This window comes from Candidatus Micrarchaeia archaeon, from assembly GCA_041653315.1.
Taxonomy (GTDB): Archaea; Micrarchaeota; Micrarchaeia; order Anstonellales; family JAHKLY01; genus JAHKLY01.
Genome location: JBAZFO010000003.1, coordinates 48322 through 70530 on the forward strand (window position 1 = coordinate 48322; position 22209 = coordinate 70530).

Here is a 22209-nt window from a genome sequence, read left to right on the forward strand (position 1 = left end):
TTCACCAAGGTACATTTTTTAATTTAAGAATATAAGCTAATACATTAGCTATTTTATGAAGCACAAAAGTAATTATAATTAAAATAAGTATATCTATAAAATTAATTTTAAATATTAAATCATAAAAAATTAAACTTCCAAATAAAAGTGCTATTAAAAGGAAAACAATTTCATCAATAAAAAACAAAGATTCCCCTCTTTTTTTATTAAACCTTCTTTTAAGAAAACTTCCGCAAAGATCCCCAAAAATAGCTCCAAAACCTAATAAAATACCAGAATAAACATAACTCATTTGAAAATTAAATATATTATAAGGTGTATTAAATACTAGCAAACCAAGAACACTTCCAATAAAAAATCCTCCAACAACAGCTGCAATAAATCCGCGTATTGTTTTACCAGGACCAAATATTCTTTTACCGTCAAAAAAATTCTTTCCAAAATCAATAGGTGAACCATGCCCTAGTATAACAGGTAAAGAATTAGCTACGTACGCAGGCAAAATAAATATAAATAATTGAATAAGCATAATATTATAATAATAAAAAGTATTAAATTAGTTATGAAAACAATAAAATCAATGAATTTATATGAAATACTGTTTATTTTAGTAATATCCGTTTCTATTCTTTTTGTAATATTTATAGGAATTCAAAAAACAGAAACAATAAAACAAAATAAAGAAATAGACAATCTTACTATTAATAATATTGAATGTTTTGAGAATGAAACTAAAGACTGTATAACTATAAATAATTGTGATGGGGTTATATATTGTAGAAATGGAAAATGGACAAATTGTTATAAAAATAAAGTAATTTGTGTTCCTAATTCTTCAACTACTTGTGCTTTAACTCCTTGCAGTGCCGGAATTAAAATATGTAATGAATGCGGTACAGAATGGGGAGAATGTGAATAAATTAAACAGCTTTTCCTGAAAGCATCCCTGTTTCAACATGAACTGCAGTCCCCTCAGAAACAACATAATAAATTTTTAAAGGTATATTTTTGAATGAATCCCCTTCATTTAAAGAATAATTAATATCTCCTTTTATAACCACTTGTTCACCTGGAGAGATAGAATATGGATATGCAATATTACCTAAATTTTCATTATTAAATTGAATATTTTGAATTTGTAAAGTTAAATCTGCAGTATTTGACAAAACTAAAATTAATTCTTGATCCTCACCTAAAACTTCAAATTTATCTACCTCAATTATACTAAATCCTGTTGCTGTGTTCTCAGAATTTAAAATAAAATTCAACATCCCTGAAAAAAATAAAACTGAAATAATAATCAAAACTAGTAAGATTGTCCAACCATAAACCATTATATATTCTATTGCACTTTGCGCTTTTTTTGTATCAGATTCCATTTTATCACTCTATCTTTTGGATGTCTCCTTCTTTTGAAATATTATAATTAACCTCTTTAACTTTTAATCTTAATGGTAAATTTATGGTGTAATCATAAGATTCAAATTCTATTTTATTTTCTAGATCAAAATCTATTTCACATTCTAAATTAGGATTATTCGGAGCATGGCTTCTTATTTCATACACTCTATAATTATCTCTATCCCAAGCAGTTCCTCCTAATTGAATATAAATCCAACAGGGCGATGATTTAATTCTTAATGAACTTGTTTTTGTTAAATCATAAGCCCCATCATTACAGACCGGACCTGGACAAGAATAAACTTGCCCTATCCCATCAGTTATATACAATTCAAATTCCATACAATTGGTTTGCCCAGAACATGAATTTCTTAAATGATCTGGGGCCCATTTATAATCATTTTTATTTTGTGGAATTGGGGCATAATCAAAAACATTATTTGTAGTAATATTTAGAATATATTTTGTTATCTTTGAACAATTTTGAGTTGGACAAGAAAGAATAAGAACTCTTTTACCCCAGTCTTCATACTCATATTTAATATTCCAAGGTTCAACAGTTATCCAAGGATCTAAATCTCCAAAAGAAAATTCATCTCCTTGTGTATTTAAAAATAAAATTTCTATATCTGAAGTATTATAATTCTCCTCAATAAATTCTGCAGATTCTTCTAAATTTCCTAATATATCAAATTCAGCAGGCAATTTATCTTTAATAGTTAAGTTTGTTTCATTTTGTATAATTTCCAAATCAAAACTTTCTAATGTAATCTCTTCTGATATATCTTCAAAAACATATAAAACTTTTTTTCCTGCAACCATATTATTTAAAACTGAAATATCATTTAAAGACTCCTTTTGAATATAAGAAGAAAAACTAATTAAAATTAAAAAAAGAAGACTTATAGACAATGAAAATAAAAATCCTTTTTTCATTTTTTCCAAACCTCAACCTCAAGATATCCTCTTTTTATTACATTATAGTCATTTGTATCAAAAAAAACTCTTCTTGAAGAGACAACAATCTCACCAGGTACATTATAATCAGTAGAATACGCAGTTGTATCAATAATTATATTGGCATTATACTCATATTCTTCCCCAAAAAGAGAATTTAATTCAGATTCAATAAAAATTTTTCCTTGCTGTGTATTTAACCATAAAATTTCATCTAACCTATCATTATTATCTAACATCGTTAAAGCACTATCAACGTATCTTTTCATTAATAAAATTTCAGTATTATTTTGCTCTTCTTTTAATAACTGAGGAAGTGCACCAATTATAATTATTAATATTAACAAAGAAATTAATGCATCAGTTGCAAAACTTATTCCTTTTTTGCATTTTAATTCCATAATCCAACCTCAATAGTTACTTCCTCATTTTCATATGTTGCATATTCTTTAATAATACTTATTTGAGAAACATTAGAAGTATTCAAAGGTAAAAAAGTTCCTATTCTTGTTTCATTACCAGAAATATTAAGTAAAGTATCATTAAGATATCTAATATCTATAAAAACATTGAACTCTCCTGCATTAATTGAATTATATAATTGTTCGTCACTAAGTTTAACAAATTCTTTAAGTTTTTGGCTATTTATCTCTCCCCGAATCTCACATAAACCCAATCTACTAACATTTTCACATCCCCAATTTTTTGGATATCCTGGACTTTCAATTAAAGTATCTAAAATTGCTATTGTTTTGACCATAATATCATTATCTAGTTTTTCATTTTTCAAATCTTCATATAAATTAAAAAAAATAAATAAAACTATAAAAAATAATGGAATAACTATAAATAATTCAAATGAAAATGTTTGTCCTTTATATTTCTTCAATATATACAACTCCTTCTTTGTTTTCAATTTTATACTCTCCTAAATTTAAATTAAATGGGGGCTCTATAATATTCTCCCCTTCTTTTTTAAATAAATATATATTATTAAACCCAGAAAAATATTTGTTTGAACCAATTGATGCAATAATATAATTTTTTTCTACATATATAGAATAATTTTTTTCTATAATATAAGAAGTATCAAAAAATAATGGCATCTCAACTGAATATCCGTCAGAGTATGAAGCAAGATCTAATTGTTTTGAAAAAGAATCTAATACTTTTTTAACTTCAACTTGTTCTTTATATATTTTAGTTTCATATTCAAAATCATATATTTTAACCCATACAATTAAAAAAATTAAAATTAAAAAAATAAAAACAAATAAAAATTCTGTTGATATTGTTCCTTTTTTAATATTGAGATTAATTGGCTTCACTTATCAACACCTCGCCCCCAACATATTCTAAGGAAATAATATTTGAACCACCAGAAGTGGGAAGATATCCAGTAAGATTTCTTTTTGCAATTGAAAAAACATCTGTTCCATTAGTATAAGTTAATATCCTATAATTTATCTCTTTACCCTCTAAAAAAGAATTATTTACATCAATATTATAAGGTAATTCAATAGTTATTTTTGTTTTTGAACCTTCCCCATTCGCAGTTAAATAATCTGCAGCACTAGTTATTCTATCACAAGCAATCTCAGCTTTTGAAACAGCTAAGGTAACTTGCACCTGCATCATTGCAATATAAAAAACAGGTAAAATTATTATCAAGGAAATCATAACAATAAAAACATATTCAATACTCACTTGTCCTTTAAATTTCATAGCAATATTAAAAATGAAAATATTATAAATTATTCTTTCCTCAAAAAATATGACGAAACTATTAAAAACTAATTTGCAGAAGGATTTGTATTATATCAAAAGGTAATTATATGGAAAATGAAGACACATGTAAAATTGAAACAAAAATTGATGAAATATTAAAATGGATAGAAAATGAGGATATAACAGTTAAAGATATAAAAAATAGATATGGATTCACAGATTCAGAGATACACAAACTTCTTGATATCCTAAAAGAAAGCGGGCTTATTGAAGTTTCTTATTCATTATTATTTTTTAACAGAACAAAACTAATCAACCCACAAAAAAAGATAAATAAAAAAGAAAAAAAAGAGGAGGATCTTCAACTTGCGTTACGTTCTGAAAGATCAATAATAAATTTAAAAGAAAGAATAAAATGCATAAAAAAAGATACAAACGCAATTTTAATTAAAAATAAAAAAAGATTAGAAAAAGCAAAAAAAGAAAAAAAACTTAATAATAAAGAGATATCAAAAATTAAACAAAATTTAGATGAGATAAATTATCAGATTAAAGAAATAGATAAAAATTTAAAAACATTTGAAAATTTTATTATTAATTTAAAAAAGGGGAAATAAAATGAAAAAAAAGACTAAAACTGTTATTAAAAAAATAAAAAAAGAAGAAAAAAAGATATCTCAAAAAGAAGAGGGAGAATTTTATTCATTAGATTACTGCGGTATTAATATACCAATTCATATAAAGAAAGACAAAGATGAAAAAATAAAAATTTATGAAATACAAAAAAAAGAAACTGGAAAAGCAACAGAAGCAGTATTAGAATACATTAAAAAAGAAATGATTAGGGAAGTTGAAAGAAAAATTGGTGGAAAAAAAGATATCAGTGAAGAAGAAATAGAAAACGAAATTATGGATAAAATAAAAAACTTATTAAAAACAAAGATAATTGGAGTAAATGAAAAAGAAGTTGAAATTTTGTCAGCAAAAATAAGACATGATTTATTTGGATTAGGGGAAATAGACTTATTACTAGCAGATCCAAATTTAGAAGAAATCGTAATTAATTCAAGTAAAGAATCAATTCAAGTTTTTCATAAAAAATATGGATGGTTAAAAACTAATTTAAAAATATCAAACGAACAACAAATTAAGAATTACGCAGATATTATTGCAAGGAAAGTTAATAGACAAATAACAACGTTAACTCCGATTTTAGACGCAAATTTACCAAGTGGTGAAAGAGCAAATGCAGTATTAAATCCAGTGGCTTCAAAAGGTAATTCAATAACTTTAAGAAAATTTGAAAAAAATCCTTGGTCCTTACCAAGAATGATCACAGAAGAATCTAAAACTATGAGTATTGAAGTAGCTGCATTATTATGGATGTGCATAGAATATGAAATGAATATTATTGTTGCTGGAGGAACAGCCTCAGGTAAAACTTCAGTAATAAACGCACTTCTTAACTTTATTCCCCCAAATCAAAGAATAATCTCTATTGAAGACACAAGAGAATTATATTTACCTGATTATTTACATTGGGTTCCAATGGTTACAAGAAAACCGAATTTAGAAGGAAAAGGAGAAATCACTATGCTTGATTTGCTGGTCAATTCCCTAAGAATGAGACCAGATAGAATAATTGTTGGAGAAGTAAGAAGACAAAGAGAAGCAGAAGTTATGTTTGAAGCAATGCATACTGGACATTCTGTTTATGGAACAATTCATGCAGATAATGCAGATTTAACAAGAAAAAGATTAATTAACCCTCCAATAAGTCTACCAGAAAGTACAATAACCAGTATCCATTTAATATTAGTTCAATACAGACACAGAAAAAAAGGGATAAGAAGAACATTTGAAGTTGCAGAAATACTTCCAATAGGAGAAGGAGAAAAATCCAAAGTCAATGTAATATATCGCTGGAATTCAAGAACTGATAAATTAGAAAAGATTGGAAAATCAGAAAGAGTAATAGATGAATTAATGCTATATAGTGGATTAGATAAAAAAGGAATTGAAAACGAATTAAAAGAAAAAGAAATGATTTTAGAATACATGATTAAAAACAAAATTTTTGATATTGATGAAATAGAAAAAATAGTCGCAAATTATTATGATAATCAAGAAGCAACTGTTAAAGAAATAAAAGAAAAAATGAAGAGGTAATATATTGGCAATTCCATTTAATGTTTTACCAGAAAAAACAATTTGTTCGTTAGCATCTAAACTGCCCTCCTTGGGATATTGGACTATTCAAAAATTACCATTTATACGAAAAGATTTAGATTCAGCCAATATAGAAAATTTTACTGCAGAAGAATATGGTGCAATAATATTTATTGTATCATTTATTAATAGTTTATTAATAGGATTAATTCTTACTTTATTAAATATAGCACTTAAATTAAATATTATTTTTTTAGTTATACTCATTTCAATAACAATTTTTATTTTCAGTTTCATTTCCTTAGTACTTTATCCAAAAATAAATGCAAAAAAAAGAATTAGAGATATTGATTCAAATTTAATACCTGCATTAAGACATTTATTAATAGAAATGAAATCTGGAGTGACATTATTTCAAAGTATGAGGAGCGTTTCAAGAGAATATGGGGAAGTTTCTAAAGAATTTTTAAAAATAGTAGATTCAATTGAAACTGGTATGGATGAATCAAAAGCACTAAAAGAAGCAGGAAGGAAAGTTCCTTCTCAAAAATTTAGAAAAATATTATGGCAAATAGGTAATACTTTAGTAACTGGTGCAGATATTGTAAAAGAATTAGATGATTTAGTTCAAGAATTACGAAGAGGCCATGTTGAAGACATCAAAAAATATACACAAGAATTAAACCCATTAACTATGTTATATATGGTAATTGGTATTGTTTTACCTGCACTTGGAATTAGTTTAATTAATTTATTTCTTTCATTTTTAAGTATCAATATTCCTATGATATTCATCTGGTTAGTCCCTGTGTTCCTTGCAATATTTAATATATTTTTTATTTATTCAATTAGAAGCAGAATCCCTATGATATATTAATGTGATAATATGAAAAAAAAGAAATTAAGAAACAAAAAACAAATTACAAAAGTAAAACCTAAAGAAAAAAATACAATAATTGAAAAAAAAGAAATTAAAAAAGATACTGGAATACATGTATTACAAAGAACAATATCAAAAATATTTCCATCTAGTTTTATTAAATACATAGATAAATTAATAATAGAAAGTGATGAAGATACGGATACGCGAGAGTACCTTGGAATTCGCATTTTAAAGTCACTTGCAATAGGAATTCTTGTATTTATTATTTCCCAAGTATTTACTCAAACATTAATCTCTATCTCTTTTGGATTTATTATTTTTATATTATTTTTTATTTGGGCAATTGTACGATTAATGTTAAAAGCAAATCAAAGAGCAACAGACATAGAAAAAGATTTACCAGAGATATTGCAAATGATATCTGCTAATATGAGAGCAGGAATGACTGTTGAAAGAGCGGTTACAGAAACAGTTTGGCCTGAATTTGGTATTTTAGGTAAAGAGATAAATAAAATCAAAATTAGATTACATACTGGAAAATCATTTTCAGAAGCTTTTGATGAAATGAGCAGAACTATAAGATCTGAGAATTTAAAAAGATCAGTTAAACTTTTAATTGAAGGTAATAAACTTGGTGGGGAAATGGCCCAACTTCTTTATGATGTTTCCAAGAATCTAAAAGAAACAAGAGAATTAAAAGAGCAAATTAAAAGTGCAACAACAGCATATGCAATCTTTATTTTGCTCGGTGCTGTTATAATTACTCCTGTTTTATTCTCAATAAGTGCAGAATACAGCACATTTACAGAAAAAATATCAATGACTGAAATGGGATCTGGAGTTCAAACACAAAATGAATTTAATACTGGAGGTTCAATGGGTATTTCTGGTTTAATATCTTTAATGGGAAATAAAGAAGGAGATACAAAAAGCTCATTTAATTCAGAAACAATAGAACTTTTCTCTTTAATATGTATAGCTGTAATCTCTATTTCAAGCTCTTTTATATTAGCAACAATAAGAGCAGAAAAAACTATTTCTGGTATTAAATATATTCCTTTTGCTTTAGGAATAAGTTATTTAATTTATTTTGTAAGTAGATTTGCTTTAAGCTTTGTAATGGGATCTTTAGTGACAGGATTTTTTTAAACAATAATATTAAAAAGAAAGCATTTCATAATATTATTTTATAATATTAAATTACACTTCTAAAACATTGAAAGGTGAAAATATGAAAAAAATAAATGAAGCAGAATGGGAAATTCCAAAAGAAGGCAATATGAATGTACCAATAAAAATTATTGGAACTGAAAAATTAATTGAACAAATGAAAAGAGACAGAACATTTAATCAAATAAAAAATGTATCAACATTACCAGGGATTATTAAACATGCATTAGTGATGCCTGACGGCCATGAAGGATATGGTTTTCCTATTGGGGGGGTTGCTGCATTTGATTTAGAAACAGGAGTTATACCTCCAGGAGGGGTCGGATATGATATTAATTGTTTAACTGGAGATACAAAAATTCCAACACCATATGGATGGTATCTAAAAATAAAAGATTATAATTTTCTATCTGATATTTCATTAGTAACAAATGGAAATACATATCTATTCAATACTCTTCAAAATTATTTTGTTTCTTCAAAACAAGGCCAATCAAAAGTTAAAAATTTTATGTATAAAGAATATAAAGGTGAAATATATAAAATAAAAACAACTGCTGGAATACTAAAATGTACGGAAGAACACCCTATATTTACTATAAATGGAAAAAAATCAATAGATATTTTAACAATAAAAGATATGATTTTATGCAACCCACATTTAGGGGTAGAATATAAAAAATACAAAGGAATTGAAGAAGATAAAAAATTATCTATATTTAGTAAAATTTTTGGATATCTTCTTGGAGACGGAACAATTTATAAAACTAAAAACAAATTTTATGCAGTAGCTTATGGAACAGAAGAAGACCTTAAAAAAATGTCAATTGATTTAAAATCAATTGGTTATTCTTCAAAAACATATCACAGATTAAGAGACCACTGTATAAAAGGAAAAAGTTTCAAAGCAGATAATTGGGAATTACATATTTATTCAAAGGAATTTATTGAAAAACTAATTAAACTTGGAATGCCTTTAGGAAATAAAACTAAAACAAAATTTGAAATACCTAATTGGATAATAAAAGGACCTAAATGGATAAAAAAACAATTTTTAGCCGGGTATTTTGGAGCAGAAATGTCTAAACCTAAAAGTATGAGTAAAACATGCTTATATTTACCAGATGTAACAATGACAAAAGAAACAAAATTAATAGACAATCTCAGATTTTTTATGCTACAGATAAGCAAAATATTAGAAGAATTTGATATAGAAGTATCAAAAATCTCAATTATTGAAAATGAAAAAGATAAAAGTAGAATACGACTACTTATTAATGGTAAACCTAAAAATTTAATAAAACTTTATTCAAAAATTGGATTTGAATATAATAATAAAAGAGACTTTTTAGCAAAATGTGCAATATTATATTTAAGAAAAAAAATTAAAAATAAAAAAGAGAGGAGTGAATTAGCAAAATGGATTAAAAATAAAAAAGAACAAGGATTTAAAGCTAAAGAAATCAAAAAAATATTAAATGAAAAAATCAACGATAGGTTCATTGAGAGAGCATTTTATGAAAATTGCACTACAAGATTAACTCTTGATTTTCCATCTTTCAAAAACTTTGTCAAAGAACAAAAAGAATATTTTGAAGTTTATGGTACATTAATAGCTGAAATCATATCTATAGAAAAAAGAAAATTTGAAGGAAGAGTTTATGATTTCACTATAGAAAAAGATCACAATTTTGTTGCTAATGGAATTATAGTTTCAAATTGCGGGGTGAGATTAGTAACAACTGGTTTAACTGTGGATCAAGTTAAACCAAAAATTGATGTTTTGATTAAAAAATTATTTGATAATGTCCCATCTGGTGTAGGTTCAAAAAGTAAATTACGTTTAGATGAAAATCAATTAAAAGATGCTTTAATAAACGGAGTAGAATGGGCAGTTAAAAATGGATATGGAAGACAAGAAGATATTGAAAATTGTGAAGAATATGGAAAAATGGAAGGTGCAGATCCATCCGCTATATCACAACAAGCACTAAAAAGAGGAAAACCTCAATTTGGAACATTAGGTGCAGGAAATCATTTCTTAGAAGTTCAGAAAGTAGATGAAATTCTATCTCCAGAAATAGCTGAAAAATTTGGTTTGAAGAAAGACCAAGTTGTTGTAATGATTCATTGCGGTTCAAGAGGATTAGGACATCAAATATGTGGAGATTATATTGATATAATGCTTAGAGCATCTGAAAAATATGGAATAAAATTAGCTGATAAAGAATTATGTTGCGCCCCAATAAAATCTGAAGAAGCACAAAATTATATGAAAGCAATGAAATGTGCTGTTAATTATGCTTTTACAAATAGACAAGTAATAATGCATTGGGTAAGAGAAACTTTTGATGAAGTTTTTGGAAAAGGAACAAGTAATGATATGCATCTAGTATATGATGTTGCACATAATATAGCAAAAATTGAAGAACATGAAGTAGATGGGAAAACAATGAAAGTATGTGTACATAGAAAAGGAGCAACAAGAGCATTTGCAAAAGGAAGGAAAGAATTACCTAAAAAATATATTGATATCGGACAGCCAGTTCTAATACCTGGTAGTATGGGAACTGCATCTTATGTTTTAGTTGGAAAACAAAAAGGAATGGAAGTTTCTTTTGGTTCAACATGTCATGGGGCAGGACGTGTAATGTCAAGATCAGAAGCAATAAGGTCTTTTACTTTTAATCAAATCAAAGAAGAAATGAATGCAAAAGGAATAAAATTATTAGCTGCAGATAGACAAGTAGCACAAGAAGAAGCTTCAGGAGCATATAAAGATGTCGACGAAGTAGTTAAAAGCGTTGCGTTAGCAGATATTAGTGAAATAGTTGTAAAATTAAAACCAATAGGTGTTGTAAAAGGATGAGGTGAAAATATGGAAATATCTATTACAAAATTAGTTGATGAAGGATGGAAATTATATTTAAAAAATTATACTAAATTATTTGTCCCATTTTTATTAATATTAGTATCAACAATAGTATTACTTCTTTCAATGTTTGGGATTGGTTATTTTTCAGTTTTATCATTAACTGACTTTCAAACTAATATTCAATCAATATTTGCTATAGGTATAATAATATTTATATTCATATTAGCAATATCAATAATCACTCAAATGCTTGAATTTTCAGTATATAAACCAATACAAGAGATCATAAACAAGAAAAAACCAACAGATTGGAAAAAGAATTTTAAAAATCAATTTAAAAATACAATAAAAACCATAATTGCAAGTCTAATTATCTTCATTCCTTTATTAATTGCAATTATTTCTTTCGCACTTTCCATTTTTTATTATTCTACAAGTACCCTAATTTTTGCAATAGGTATATTAATCACAATTATCTTAGGATTAATAGGAATTGCCTTATTATTTAGTTCAATGTTTATAGAATACAATATTGTACTAAAAAATATGGGAATTATTGAATCTATTAAAAAAAGTATCAAAACAGTAAGACACAATATTGGAATCTGTTTAGTATACTTGTTTTTTTGGGGTATTCTTAGTTTTATATTATCATTCGTAGGAATGATACCAATTATAGGTATGTTCGTTAATTTGATAATTCAGATATTTATTATAGCTCCTGTATCTATTTTTACGTATATTTTATTAGCAAACAAGCTAATAAAATAAACATCTCCTTTTTAAATTTTTTTATTGTAATAATCTCGGCGAGATTGAATGTTTAGTTGGAATAAAGAAATTGAAGAGATATTAGAAAAATATACTTCGTATAGTATAAATAATGGAAATCTTACAGAATTAGAGATTGAAAAGCTAAAATTGAACTTACTTTTAAAAACAATTGAAAATTCAAAAACTTTAATTGAAACAGAAGAAAGAAGCAAACAAATACAACAAAAAATACATGATTTAAGCTATGCATTTGCATTTGCTTCTTTAAAAGATAGAAAAAAGAGAATAAAAACTAGAATAGAAAAAACAGAAGAATTTATAGAGCGAATAAATAATACCTCAACAAAAGGGGAATTTTATGAAGAATTAGTCAAACAAGCAAAGGAAAGGATTGAACAGTATAAAAAAATTGAGGGTATCCCAACTATTGAAAGAAATATTGTTGAATCTGTTTTAAAAAAACAAATTGAAAATAAAGTATCCCAAACTAAAAAACAAATAATAAAAAATGCGATTACTGCTCCTTTAAGACCAGGTAAAGAAGTAAGAGTTTTATTAGATAAAAAAACATTAACTATAATAAATGAAAAAACAAAAATACAATATGAAACTGAAAACGCAAATAAAGAAATTGAAGAAATATTTAAGATTAGAAATTTATTTGGTGTTTCATTAAACGAATTATATTCTCCTTTGGTTATAGATATCAAAAAACAAGAGGATAATATAAAAATGGACATAACAGAAAAAATATTTGAAGGAAATAAAATAAAAACTAAAAATCATTCAGTTTTATTTGAAGCATAAGTTTAAAAACACCTATTTATTTAATAATAATATCGAGATGTGAGCTTTAAGCTTGAATCGACTAATTCATAGAGGTGAGTTCCATGGGATTATATACCTGGATAAAGAAAAGTTTTCAAAATGAGTATAAAACAGGAAGTTTAGAATATAAACAAAGACTTCAAGATTGGAGAAAAGAAGGAGTAATTACTTATGTTGGAAAACCAACAAATATTGCAAGAGCAAGATCCTTAGGATATAAAGCAAAAGAAGGTTTTTTTGTAGTTAGAGTAAAAACTAAAAAAGGTAGAAGAGCAAGAAGTGCACCTGTTGGGGGTAGAAAACCAAGTAAAAATTTTAAATACATTTCCCCAGGAAAATCATATCAAGCTCAGGCAGAAGAAAAAGCTGCAAGAAAATATTCAACTAGGGAAGTACTTAATTCCTATTGGGTAGGAGAAGATGGGCAACAAAAATATTTCGAAGTAATAATGTATGATTCTACTTTAAATACAATACCAAAAGAATTAAGAAATAAAAAAGGTAGAGCATTTAGAGGATTAACAAGTATTGGCAAAAAACACAGAAGTATGAGACATAGAGGAAAAGGCATGAATAGGCCAGTAAGATAAGATTACTATGTACAATATTGTTTTAAATAAAATAAAGGAAAATTTTGATTTTGAGGAACTTTTCCTTTATACCTCTTTTTCTATTTTTAAAACAGATAAAATAAGAATCGCATGTTCCCAATGTAAAAAAAATAAAATTATATACTTAGAAACATACGAGCCTTCAATGGAAATAATTCAAAAACTTAAAGAAAAAAAAAGTATTTTACTTATAAATTTATTAGATATAATAAATAAAGAAGGCCCAAATAGAAGTATTTTAATAAATAGAATAAAATTATTATTAAAATTATGTATAAAATATAAAATAGAATTTATATTTTCTTTTTTAGCTTTAAATGAAATGGAAATGAGAACTTTTAAAGAAGGTATTGCGCTTGGGGTTTTATTAGGTTTAAAACCAATTCAAGCTAAAAATGCATTTATTAATATTAAAAAATTAACTGAAAAAGAGGAATAAAAAAATGGGAATAAAGCCTACTGCAAGAATGAAAAAGAGATATATTGCATTTCAAGTTATTGGAAAAGATGCAGATAAAATTAGTGATATTGAAATTAAAAATACATTTTATTCTATTCTTAATCAGCTTTATGGAGAAATTGGTTTTTCAAATTTAGGTTTTAATTTAATTGAATATAAAGAAAAAAAAGGAATAGTTCGTTTTAGAAGACAAGAATTAGAAAAAGCAATATCTAGTTTTGCATTTATAAAAAATATAAACAACAAAGAAGCTCGTTTATCTCCTTTAAGTACTAGTGGAAGTTTAAAAAAATTAAGAGAAAAGTTATAATTCTTGTTCTAATTCATTTAATACTCTTTTAAGATTATATAATTTACCTAAAACAAATGGGTCTTCTGTTTTTTCATATATTACTTGATAATATTCCTTTCTATTAGAAAAAGCTAAAAATAAATCTCTTTTTAAATTTAAAAAATCAATATAATTTTTATCAGAATCTAATTTATTTTGCATAAAGGGTTTTAACTCTTCAGTAATATATCTTAATTTAAATAGACAATCTAAATTCTTTCCAAGTTTCGTTAATTCTAATGCTTTTTTAGAAGCCAACAATAAATTTTTAGATGCAAATAACATTCTTTCAATATACAAGTCTTCTGAAATATCTGTATCCAAAGATAATAATTTTGAAGATTTTAAAGCAAATTTTGCTGCTTTCGCAAACTGATTATTCTCTGCAAAATATTCTGCTAACTCCCATAGATGATTGGATAACTTATTTTTTGAAGAAATTGAATTACCACCAAATATTTTTGCACTCAAAATTTTAGTATTTAAAAAAATTTGAATTGCCCTATCTTGTAAAGGTACTGGAAAAAAATCTCTTTGTATTTTTGTATTAATTTCTGATAACATATTTACACTTCCATTATTAACTTATATTCCATATATTCTTTTAAAACTAGTATTTCTTCCTTCTTTTATTTCCTCCTCAGTTAATTCAACATCTTCAACATAACTTAAGAATTTTTCTATTTGTTCTAATTTCTTTTCGCTATTTAAGTTTTCAAAACAATCTTTTGCACACAAAAGCATCATTTTAGCCAATTTTCTTTCTTGCTCTCCTCCTTTATTTAATAAAACCTTTGCTCTTCTTAAACAGATATCTCCTGCTGAATTATATTTTAATAAGGATTTTTTTCTTTTTGCTACTTCAAATCTATGATTTGAAAAAGCTAATTCACTTAACATTTTTGCTTGTATCCAAACATACATTCTTTCTCTTAAAGTTAATTCAGATATAATAAACTCTTTAGGTTCTGTAAATCTACTTACCAAATTAAACACCTCTCTAATTAATATTAGTTTTGTGTTAAAATATATATTTAGTTGTATTTAAAAAGGTTTTTATATGGGGATTTATAAAAAAACGCTGGAGCAAATAAAATTTGCTTGGTGCATTTTTTCTACAGAAAAAATAGCGCCGAGGGAGGGATTTATTCAATTTCTTTCTTTTTGGTTAAGCTTTTTCTTTCTTTTTAAAGAAAGAAAAAGGTTATTGAACCCCCAAGTCCGTGAAGACACACGATTTCTTATTTTTATTTTGTTTTCTTTTCTTTGCTTAAGCTTTCTTTTCTTTTCCAAAAGAAAAGAAAGGTTATTCCAGTCGTGCGCACTACCAGATTATGCGACCTCGGCATTACTATGACGAGGGTTGTAAGCTTTGCTTACTTTACCTCGGCATGAATATAATATATGACGGAGGATTTTCATGAAATGAAAACTGACCTCGGCATAATTATTAATAAACAATAATTAACTACAGAAATTATAATAATAAGACTTTAAAAATTAACCGGATGAAAAAATCAAGATATTTAAAAAGTAGTTAATTAAGATATCCTCTTTATTATTTTAATTATCTAAACTCTATTGATTCTGGAGTATGTACTCTGTAATATCTTCCGAGTTTACATATCAATCCATTAATCTCCATAGACATTTGATCAGATCTATCTTTAGAATATGCATAACGCGTTTTACAGAAAGAGGGAACATCAGAAAAAAAATTAGTATCTACAATCCGAGTATGTTTCAAAAATTTTGGTTGAATAAAACCATGAGAATCATAAGTTGTAATAAATTTAGATTCAATAAACATATTCAAAACTACCTCTAACCCATAACCTATTCTTTTAACTACCTCTGGTTTTTCATTTTTATCTATTACAATTCCAGTAATTAAATAAAACCAAGGTATGATTGATTTTTTTCGTCTAAAAATTTGTTTAAATAGTTGAAACCAAGAGATTTTCTTTTTATCATCTAAAATAGGTTCTAATGCCTTAATTCTTAAAGCTCTTTGGCCACTTAAATAAGTGATGCTCTCCTTTGTTGTTCCAATTGTCATATTTATGTTTTCATTATTTAATATTGGATTAATAAGCATATCAATTTGTTCTTCTGAAACCTTTAGTAAATCAGCATCCAACATTAAAATTATATCTGCGCCCATTTGATAAGATGCTTTTGCTGCGCAATAAAATGCAAATGCTTTTCCCATATTTTCAGGTAAAACAATATTAATAAAACCGGGATTTTCTAAATAAGCTTCTAATTTTCTCTGTGAACTATCTTTACTTCCATCATTAATTGCTATTATGCCATCTATTTTCCCTTCATTCAACATATCATTTAAAGGATTAAGTGTTTTATGTAAATTTTTAGCTTCATTATAAACTGGCACAATTGCCATTATTTTATGTGGCTTTTTGGCTGTTTTTTGAGATTTCATATTAAAAGATGTGTTTTTGGGTGTTTATAAATGTAATGTTTTATATAAAAAAAGTATAATTATTTAAATAAAATAATAAAAATTAAATAGAAAAATAAAAAAATAGAAAAATAAAAAATAAGAAAAATAAAAAAAGATTTGGCCTAGATTATTGAAAATCTTTCTTTTTTATGTTCTGTTGGTGCACCGGGACCACCTATTTTTTCTACTTTTTCTGTTTTTCTTGCTTGCACAAGTATCTCATTTGCATCTGGAGGTAAAAGTTCTCCTTGTGTTATTTTGCCTGCCTCAGCTCTTTGTACCATATACCCAACAATAATATCTACACATTTATCGGGTGAATTAATACCTAATTCGTCTTTTATATATTCTAATGCAAATGCGGCTTCGGCCCTTAAATATTCCTCCAAAGAAGGAGTATATATAATTGAAGTCAAAATTCCAACTCTGTCCTCAATCCCCGTATTTTCTTTTAAACCTTCAATTCCCTCAAGTAACGCTCCTTCAAATCCCTTTCTTAATTCTGGACTAAATCTTTCTTCATCTTGTATTTGGCGTGCAATTAGTATTAATTCTCCTTGATAAGCTAGGGTGCGAGCAGCCGTCAAATAAGCCCTGGTTTTAAGTTTTTTTTGTTCTGGCGTAGCTTCTGAAAAATGCTTAATAGACTCTATCTCTCCTCTTTTTGCTAAAGCCATCATTCCTTTTGCTTTTATTACATCATTTATTTCTGCAGATGCTAAAGAAATTGCAAAAATTTCTGGATACATACATATCGTACGTTTATTGTCGCAACAATCAAAAATGTTTCCTAATTCTTCTTCTGCTTTCTTAATTAGCTCTTCACTTCTTTTATTGGGGTCCTCTGTATTTATGTTTATTATCTCTAATATTTCTTCTGATTTTCCCATTCTTCCATATGCTTTAATATATATCTCGCTTAATCTCTCATTTAGTAAATTATTCTCTAATAGATAGGTTAAATATAAATCAACTGCCGTATCACTAACTATATTCATATCTAATATAAAATTAATTGCTATCTCTAAACTATCTTCAATTTTTTCTTTTAATTTTCCAATGCGAAATTCTTCTTTTCCCCATATCCCACATAAGATAGATAATTCTCCTTTTGATCCTAATTTTTCAATAATAAAACTAAGTGCTGCATTTATTCTTTTTATCTCTTTATCTTTACCTTGGTTCTTAATTAATAACATATGTAATGGATCTATATATTCACTTTTTTTACACTTTTTAATAAATAAAGATACAGTATCTTCACTTAATAAATCAAATTTCTTTTCAATTATAACTGTTATTATATCTTTCCATTTTTTACTTATAGATATCTCTCCAATTCTTCTTAAGATTAGATCAGTTAATCTATTTTCGTTTATTAATGAAATTAACATAACTTTTTCTGTATTTTTTATATCATCACTTTTTAAACTCTCACTAATCTTTTTAATTACTATTCTTTCTATAGTTTTTTTGATTTTTTTACTCATTAATTCATCATAAAAAACATGTTCAAAAAAAGGTATAAAATTAAATAAATATGTCTCATTTTTTTCTATTGCTTCAATAAAATATATTTCAATAAATTCTTTATCTTCTAGTGTTTTTGCTTGTTTATATACACTTTTTAAATCTGCTAATGCCCCTTTATCTCTAAGAGATTCTAAAGCTTGTATAAACTCCACTCTACTAACCATTCTATCCCCCCACAACACTTAGTATCTCTTATATTATGTGGTTTATTTTTTAAAGGTTTGTATAATTCATTTTTTATAACAACAAAATATATTTATTAAAGATAAATAAAATAATGAAAATTAAAATGAAACAGTAGTGTAATAAAAATTAAATAGAAAGAAAATAAAAAATAAGAAAAAGAAGTTAATCCAAAGTGATTCTTACATAAACATCATCGGGAACTTTAACACGCATAATTTGTCTTAAAGTTCTTTCATCTCCTTTGACATCTATAAGGCGTTTATGAATGCGCATTTCCCAGTGTTCATAGGTTTCTGTTCCATCTCCACATGGACTTTTCCTTGTTCCAACTTTCATTTTCTTAGTAGGTAAAGGAACAGGTCCTTTAATTGGTACACCTGTTATTTTTGCAATCTCAATTATTTGAGAGCAAACATCCTCTAATTTTTGTGGATCTTTTCCTATGAGTTTTATTCGCGCATTCGCCATTTAATCACTTATGCCTTTTTAGGTTCTACTTCTAGAACAACACCAGCTGCTACTGTTTGACCCATATCTCTTATAGCAAATCTTCCAAGTGGGCCATAGTCTTTGTATGTTTCAATTACAACTGGTTTTAAAGGTTTAAATTTAATTATTGCAATATCTCCTGTTTTTACAAAATCTGGATTTTTTTCTGCTGTTGCTCCAGTCTTTGGATCCTTTTTCTCTAAAATCTCAATTACTTGACAAGGTAATTGTGCAGTATGTATATGGAATACTGGTGTATAACCCTTTCCAATTGCTGTTGGATGATCTAAAACAACAACTTGTGCAGTGAATGTTTCTGCTACTGTTGGGGGCCTTTCTGCAGGTCCTACAACATAACCTCTTTTAATTGCAGTTTTATCTACACCTTTTACATTAAATCCAATATTATCTCCAGGTCCTGCTGAAGATAATTCTTGATGATGCATTTCCATTTTCTTTACATCTGTTTTAATTCCAGAAGGCATAATTGAAATTGCCATACCTGGTTTAATTATTCCAGTTTCAACTCTTCCTACAGGTACTGTTCCATGTCCGGTAATTGTATAAACATCTTGAATTGGTAATCTTAGATCTTTATCAGTTGGTTTTGCTGGTGGAACAAATGAATCTAACAATTTAACTAGACATTCACCTTTATACCAAGGCATATTTTCACTTTTTGCTGTTATATTGTCTCCTTTATATGCTGAAATTGGTATAAAATTAACTTTTGATACATCATAACCAATTGATTTAAGCATTTTTGACATTTCTTCTTTAATTTCATTAAATTTACCTTCATCATAATTTACAACATCCATCTTATTCACTGCTATTGCAATTTGATTAATACCTAATACTTTTGATAAGAATGCGTGTTCTTTTGTTTGAGGCATTGGTCCTTCTCTTGCAGATACAACTAAAACTGCTGCATCAGCTTGTGAAGCTCCAGTAATCATGTTTTTAACAAAATCTCTATGCCCTGGTGCATCAATGATTGTAAAATAATATTTATCAGTATTAAATTCTTTATGGTTAACTTCAATTGTAACTCCTCTTTCTCTTTCTGCTTTTAATGTATCCATTGTATAAGCGAATTCAAAAGTTGCTTTACCATATTTTTCTGCTTCATCTCTTAATTTTTTTAATTGCTGTTCTGGTAATGCTTTTGTATCAAATAGGATTCTACCTACTGTTGTTGATTTACCATGGTCTACGTGACCAATAAAAATTAAATTCATATGTTCTTTATCTGCCATTATATAGCACCTCCACTTTATCATTTTTTAAAAATACTTCTAAACGTTCTGCAAACGAGACAGAATTTAGTATTGTTTATTTAAGTATAAGTATTTAAAAATGTTTCGTAAGTTTTAGCAAACATATAATATATTCTACTCTTTATTTTGATTATTTAAAATATTAAGAACTTCTTCTATAGATTTATTTAACTCTTCAGCAATAAGAGTCACTGGGATATTATATTTAATATGTAATTTTAATCTATGATTAGGATCATTAATAATTGCTTTTAATTTTTCTTTTGCTTTATCTGAGAATAATTCTGGTTTTTCAGTAGCAATATATTTTATAATTCTTGAAAAAGTTCCAGAAGGATTTGCAAGAAGTAATGGATCATCAAATAAATCAATTATTTTTTCAATAATTTCTGGGGTTGCAATTTCAATTTTTTCTTCTAATACTTTAACAATCATGTTTATTTTTTTATTATCTACAAAAAAGATATTCATTTCAGCCCCCGTCTCTCTAGTCATTGATAATTCAACCACTTCTTCTAAATTTTTAGTGGTAAATAAATTGGGATTATTTATTAAAATGTCATATACATTAATTTTACTTGTAAATGGAGAATAATGATCAATAATTGGATTAAAATTGTCATACCAAAAATAATCAATAAGTATTGAAAGTCCTTTTTCTGTTAATTCAGGATCTTTTTTCATTAAACTTATTACTAAATTTAATAAAAAGAATTCTCTAATTTTTCTGCTTTCTATTAGTGATTCTGTTAAATTAAATATCTCCTTAGAAAGACTCGGGATGTGCTTAGTCATGTATAATAAAATATATAAAAATTCTTTTGAATTAGGTCCTTCTATTCCTTTTTCTATGTACTCAACACTATTTAAAAATAATTCGGGTCTTTTAGAAAGTAAAACAGTTAAAACATCATATAATTCTGGAGTTTTTATATTATTTTCTAGTATACAATTAACCATTTCTTCAGTTCCTAATTCTGGTTTTGCTTTCAAAACTATTTCAATAGAATCTAAAATTAAATTTATAAAAACAGGTTTCCCTTTCCAAGATACTTTATGAATAAAATTTAAAAGATCCATTATATTCTTGGTATCAAACAGTTCAGGGTTTGATTCAGCCCTTAAGTGTATTGCATCGGCATGTATAAAATCATTATACATAAATGAATACCTTAAAGTTAAATATATATTTTCTGTGAAAAAATCCAAAAATGATTTATCAGGTATAGCATTTTCTGATTTAAAATATTGAAGATATAATTCTAATGCATTTTTCTTAGCTATTGGATTATTAAACAAAGATACTAATAAGTCAGTATTCAATAAAAATTCTCTTCTGTTTTCATAAGATTGTTGTGCATAACCAGTAGAAGAATGATGCATCAATATATATTTATCATAAATAAAATCTTTACATCCTCTTGTTAATTTTAAATCTGTTAAACCTGCCATAAGTACACGAATTTCAATTCTTTCCCAAGGAACAAAATCTGTATTTTTTAACTTTTTAATATACTCTTGTTCTAATTCTAAAAATCTTCCAAATGCCCCATATTCTGGGAAATATTTTGTATATTTAGTATAAAGTTCTTTCATAGCCTCTTCGTTTTTTGAATCTAAAACACTTTCCATAGCAGAAAATAAAGCTCTTTCAAGCGCATTATTCGGATCATTTTCTTTAAAATATTTTATTTGTTGGTCTGTAAATTCTAAATAATTAAATTTAAAATTTGTTTATTATAATATCTTTTATCTTTATCATTGCTTATATTCTCATTTGCTAATAATAAATCATTTATTAATAATTCTTTTTGGTCTAAAAATTCAATAAAATTACAAAATAAATCAACTGTATTGCTAAATATAGATTGGGAACCCTTCTCAAATAAAGTATTAAAATTATTAATATGCGTGTCTGTAAAAATTACTGAGTTATTTTTTGCTAAATTTTTAAATATATCAAAAAATAATTCATCATTCTCTTGGTATATATTAAGATAAATTGGTGGGGCAGCTAGATATCCAAAAAGAACATCTATTTGATTTTCATTAAATAATTCTGATTTATGA

General features: G+C 26.2%; 26 protein-coding genes and 1 tRNA gene. 11 read left to right on the top strand and 16 right to left on the bottom strand.

Annotated elements, in window-relative coordinates; translation table 11 throughout:
- Window position 1 precedes the first annotated feature (1 nt).
- On the bottom strand, window positions 2–529 hold the full coding sequence (locus WC356_01305) for a CDP-2,3-bis-(O-geranylgeranyl)-sn-glycerol synthase (protein ID MFA5381772.1): 528 nt from the start codon (window positions 527–529) through the stop codon (window positions 2–4).
- 33 nt (window positions 530–562) lie between these two features.
- Here WC356_01305 and WC356_01310 point away from each other — a divergent pair, with 33 nt between their 5' ends.
- Window positions 563–919, top strand: coding sequence for a hypothetical protein (locus WC356_01310; protein ID MFA5381773.1), 357 nt, complete (start codon window positions 563–565; stop codon window positions 917–919).
- 1 nt (window position 920) lies between these two features.
- Here WC356_01310 and WC356_01315 read toward each other — a convergent pair whose 3' ends face one another.
- The 6 genes from WC356_01315 to WC356_01340 are packed head-to-tail and all read right to left on the bottom strand — an operon-like array spanning window position 921 to window position 4083.
- Complete coding sequence (locus WC356_01315) at window positions 921–1379, bottom strand: hypothetical protein (protein MFA5381774.1); 459 nt, start codon at window positions 1377–1379, stop codon at window positions 921–923.
- Window positions 1380–1383: 4 nt separating this feature from the next.
- Window positions 1384–2337 carry a hypothetical protein gene (locus tag WC356_01320; GenBank protein ID MFA5381775.1) on the bottom strand — a complete coding sequence of 318 codons (954 nt, stop codon included), beginning with the start codon at window positions 2335–2337 and terminating at the stop codon, window positions 1384–1386.
- Window positions 2334–2759, bottom strand: coding sequence for a hypothetical protein (locus WC356_01325; protein MFA5381776.1), 426 nt, complete (start codon window positions 2757–2759; stop codon window positions 2334–2336). The genes WC356_01320 and WC356_01325 overlap by 4 nt, the downstream gene beginning before the upstream one ends.
- Complete coding sequence (locus WC356_01330; GenBank protein MFA5381777.1) at window positions 2750–3247, bottom strand: hypothetical protein; 498 nt, start codon at window positions 3245–3247, stop codon at window positions 2750–2752. Before WC356_01330 ends, WC356_01325 begins: the two co-directional genes overlap by 10 nt.
- On the bottom strand, window positions 3234–3686 hold the full coding sequence (locus tag WC356_01335) for a hypothetical protein (GenBank protein ID MFA5381778.1): 453 nt from the start codon (window positions 3684–3686) through the stop codon (window positions 3234–3236). Before WC356_01335 ends, WC356_01330 begins: the two co-directional genes overlap by 14 nt.
- Complete coding sequence (locus tag WC356_01340) at window positions 3673–4083, bottom strand: hypothetical protein (GenBank protein MFA5381779.1); 411 nt, start codon at window positions 4081–4083, stop codon at window positions 3673–3675. The genes WC356_01335 and WC356_01340 overlap by 14 nt, the downstream gene beginning before the upstream one ends.
- A gap of 110 nt (window positions 4084–4193) precedes the next feature.
- Here WC356_01340 and WC356_01345 point away from each other — a divergent pair, with 110 nt between their 5' ends.
- The 10 genes from WC356_01345 to WC356_01390 all read left to right on the top strand — a co-directional run bounded on the left by WC356_01345 (window position 4194) and on the right by WC356_01390 (window position 14166).
- A complete protein-coding gene (locus tag WC356_01345) occupies window positions 4194–4703 on the top strand; it encodes a hypothetical protein (protein ID MFA5381780.1) in 510 nt (169 codons plus the stop codon).
- A gap of 1 nt (window position 4704) precedes the next feature.
- Window positions 4705–6255 (top strand): ATPase, T2SS/T4P/T4SS family, encoded by a 1551-nt coding sequence (locus WC356_01350; protein MFA5381781.1) that lies wholly within the window; start codon window positions 4705–4707, stop codon window positions 6253–6255.
- 4 nt (window positions 6256–6259) lie between these two features.
- On the top strand, window positions 6260–7132 hold the full coding sequence (locus WC356_01355) for a type II secretion system F family protein (GenBank protein MFA5381782.1): 873 nt from the start codon (window positions 6260–6262) through the stop codon (window positions 7130–7132).
- A 9-nt stretch (window positions 7133–7141) separates the two neighbouring features.
- Window positions 7142–8287, top strand: coding sequence for a type II secretion system F family protein (locus WC356_01360; GenBank protein MFA5381783.1), 1146 nt, complete (start codon window positions 7142–7144; stop codon window positions 8285–8287).
- An 82-nt stretch (window positions 8288–8369) separates the two neighbouring features.
- The gene (locus WC356_01365; GenBank protein ID MFA5381784.1) at window positions 8370–11177 is read left to right on the top strand and encodes an RtcB family protein; all 2808 of its coding nucleotides are present in this window, start codon (window positions 8370–8372) and stop codon (window positions 11175–11177) included.
- 9 nt (window positions 11178–11186) lie between these two features.
- On the top strand, window positions 11187–11954 hold the full coding sequence (locus WC356_01370) for a hypothetical protein (protein ID MFA5381785.1): 768 nt from the start codon (window positions 11187–11189) through the stop codon (window positions 11952–11954).
- A gap of 48 nt (window positions 11955–12002) precedes the next feature.
- Window positions 12003–12764: a hypothetical protein gene (locus WC356_01375; GenBank protein MFA5381786.1), complete on the top strand. Its 762-nt coding sequence runs from the start codon at window positions 12003–12005 to the stop codon at window positions 12762–12764.
- An 83-nt stretch (window positions 12765–12847) separates the two neighbouring features.
- Complete coding sequence (locus tag WC356_01380) at window positions 12848–13375, top strand: 50S ribosomal protein L15e (protein ID MFA5381787.1); 528 nt, start codon at window positions 12848–12850, stop codon at window positions 13373–13375.
- Window positions 13376–13541: 166 nt separating this feature from the next.
- On the top strand, window positions 13542–13835 hold the full coding sequence (locus WC356_01385) for a hypothetical protein (protein MFA5381788.1): 294 nt from the start codon (window positions 13542–13544) through the stop codon (window positions 13833–13835).
- 4 nt (window positions 13836–13839) lie between these two features.
- Entirely contained in the window at window positions 13840–14166 is a 327-nt protein-coding gene (locus WC356_01390; GenBank protein ID MFA5381789.1) for an Rpp14/Pop5 family protein, read from the top strand.
- On the opposite strand, the gene WC356_01395 is transcribed toward WC356_01390, so the two are convergent.
- The 9 genes from WC356_01395 to WC356_01435 all read right to left on the bottom strand — a co-directional run.
- On the bottom strand, window positions 14161–14751 hold the full coding sequence (locus WC356_01395; protein MFA5381790.1) for a hypothetical protein: 591 nt from the start codon (window positions 14749–14751) through the stop codon (window positions 14161–14163). The genes WC356_01390 and WC356_01395 overlap by 6 nt on opposite strands.
- Window positions 14752–14772: 21 nt before the next feature.
- Window positions 14773–15174: a hypothetical protein gene (locus WC356_01400; protein MFA5381791.1), complete on the bottom strand. Its 402-nt coding sequence runs from the start codon at window positions 15172–15174 to the stop codon at window positions 14773–14775.
- A 143-nt stretch (window positions 15175–15317) separates the two neighbouring features.
- Window positions 15318–15534, bottom strand: a tRNA-Ser gene (locus WC356_01405).
- A gap of 220 nt (window positions 15535–15754) precedes the next feature.
- The gene (locus WC356_01410) at window positions 15755–16630 is read right to left on the bottom strand and encodes a glycosyltransferase (GenBank protein ID MFA5381792.1); all 876 of its coding nucleotides are present in this window, start codon (window positions 16628–16630) and stop codon (window positions 15755–15757) included.
- Window positions 16631–16773: 143 nt separating this feature from the next.
- Entirely contained in the window at window positions 16774–18348 is a 1575-nt protein-coding gene (locus WC356_01415; protein ID MFA5381793.1) for a hypothetical protein, read from the bottom strand.
- 184 nt (window positions 18349–18532) lie between these two features.
- Window positions 18533–18838, bottom strand: a complete 306-nt coding sequence (rpsJ, locus tag WC356_01420; GenBank protein MFA5381794.1) for a 30S ribosomal protein S10 — start codon at window positions 18836–18838, stop codon at window positions 18533–18535.
- A gap of 8 nt (window positions 18839–18846) precedes the next feature.
- Window positions 18847–20121 carry a translation elongation factor EF-1 subunit alpha gene (gene tuf, locus WC356_01425; protein ID MFA5381795.1) on the bottom strand — a complete coding sequence of 425 codons (1275 nt, stop codon included), beginning with the start codon at window positions 20119–20121 and terminating at the stop codon, window positions 18847–18849.
- A gap of 132 nt (window positions 20122–20253) precedes the next feature.
- Complete coding sequence (locus WC356_01430; GenBank protein ID MFA5381796.1) at window positions 20254–21771, bottom strand: hypothetical protein; 1518 nt, start codon at window positions 21769–21771, stop codon at window positions 20254–20256.
- A 77-nt stretch (window positions 21772–21848) separates the two neighbouring features.
- Window positions 21849–22209 (bottom strand): hypothetical protein (locus tag WC356_01435; protein MFA5381797.1); only part of this gene is annotated, 361 nt, incomplete at its 5' end.

Coding starts and splice junctions, on each gene's coding strand:
- WC356_01305 (MFA5381772.1), bottom strand. CDS start 529: ATGCTTATTCAATTATTTATATTTATTTTGCCTGCGTACGTAGCTAAT.
- WC356_01310 (MFA5381773.1), top strand. CDS start 563: ATGAAAACAATAAAATCAATGAATTTATATGAAATACTGTTTATTTTA.
- WC356_01315 (MFA5381774.1), bottom strand. CDS start 1,379: ATGGAATCTGATACAAAAAAAGCGCAAAGTGCAATAGAATATATAATG.
- WC356_01320 (MFA5381775.1), bottom strand. CDS start 2,337: ATGAAAAAAGGATTTTTATTTTCATTGTCTATAAGTCTTCTTTTTTTA.
- WC356_01325 (MFA5381776.1), bottom strand. CDS start 2,759: ATGGAATTAAAATGCAAAAAAGGAATAAGTTTTGCAACTGATGCATTA.
- WC356_01340 (MFA5381779.1), bottom strand. CDS start 4,083: ATGAAATTTAAAGGACAAGTGAGTATTGAATATGTTTTTATTGTTATG.
- WC356_01345 (MFA5381780.1), top strand. CDS start 4,194: ATGGAAAATGAAGACACATGTAAAATTGAAACAAAAATTGATGAAATA.
- WC356_01350 (MFA5381781.1), top strand. CDS start 4,705: ATGAAAAAAAAGACTAAAACTGTTATTAAAAAAATAAAAAAAGAAGAA.
- WC356_01360 (MFA5381783.1), top strand. CDS start 7,142: ATGAAAAAAAAGAAATTAAGAAACAAAAAACAAATTACAAAAGTAAAA.
- WC356_01365 (MFA5381784.1), top strand. CDS start 8,370: ATGAAAAAAATAAATGAAGCAGAATGGGAAATTCCAAAAGAAGGCAAT.
- WC356_01370 (MFA5381785.1), top strand. CDS start 11,187: ATGGAAATATCTATTACAAAATTAGTTGATGAAGGATGGAAATTATAT.
- WC356_01375 (MFA5381786.1), top strand. CDS start 12,003: ATGTTTAGTTGGAATAAAGAAATTGAAGAGATATTAGAAAAATATACT.
- WC356_01380 (MFA5381787.1), top strand. CDS start 12,848: ATGGGATTATATACCTGGATAAAGAAAAGTTTTCAAAATGAGTATAAA.
- WC356_01385 (MFA5381788.1), top strand. CDS start 13,542: ATGGAAATAATTCAAAAACTTAAAGAAAAAAAAAGTATTTTACTTATA.
- WC356_01390 (MFA5381789.1), top strand. CDS start 13,840: ATGGGAATAAAGCCTACTGCAAGAATGAAAAAGAGATATATTGCATTT.
- WC356_01395 (MFA5381790.1), bottom strand. CDS start 14,751: ATGTTATCAGAAATTAATACAAAAATACAAAGAGATTTTTTTCCAGTA.
- WC356_01410 (MFA5381792.1), bottom strand. CDS start 16,630: ATGAAATCTCAAAAAACAGCCAAAAAGCCACATAAAATAATGGCAATT.
- WC356_01415 (MFA5381793.1), bottom strand. CDS start 18,348: ATGGTTAGTAGAGTGGAGTTTATACAAGCTTTAGAATCTCTTAGAGAT.
- rpsJ (MFA5381794.1), bottom strand. CDS start 18,838: ATGGCGAATGCGCGAATAAAACTCATAGGAAAAGATCCACAAAAATTA.
- WC356_01430 (MFA5381796.1), bottom strand. CDS start 21,771: ATGGAAAGTGTTTTAGATTCAAAAAACGAAGAGGCTATGAAAGAACTT.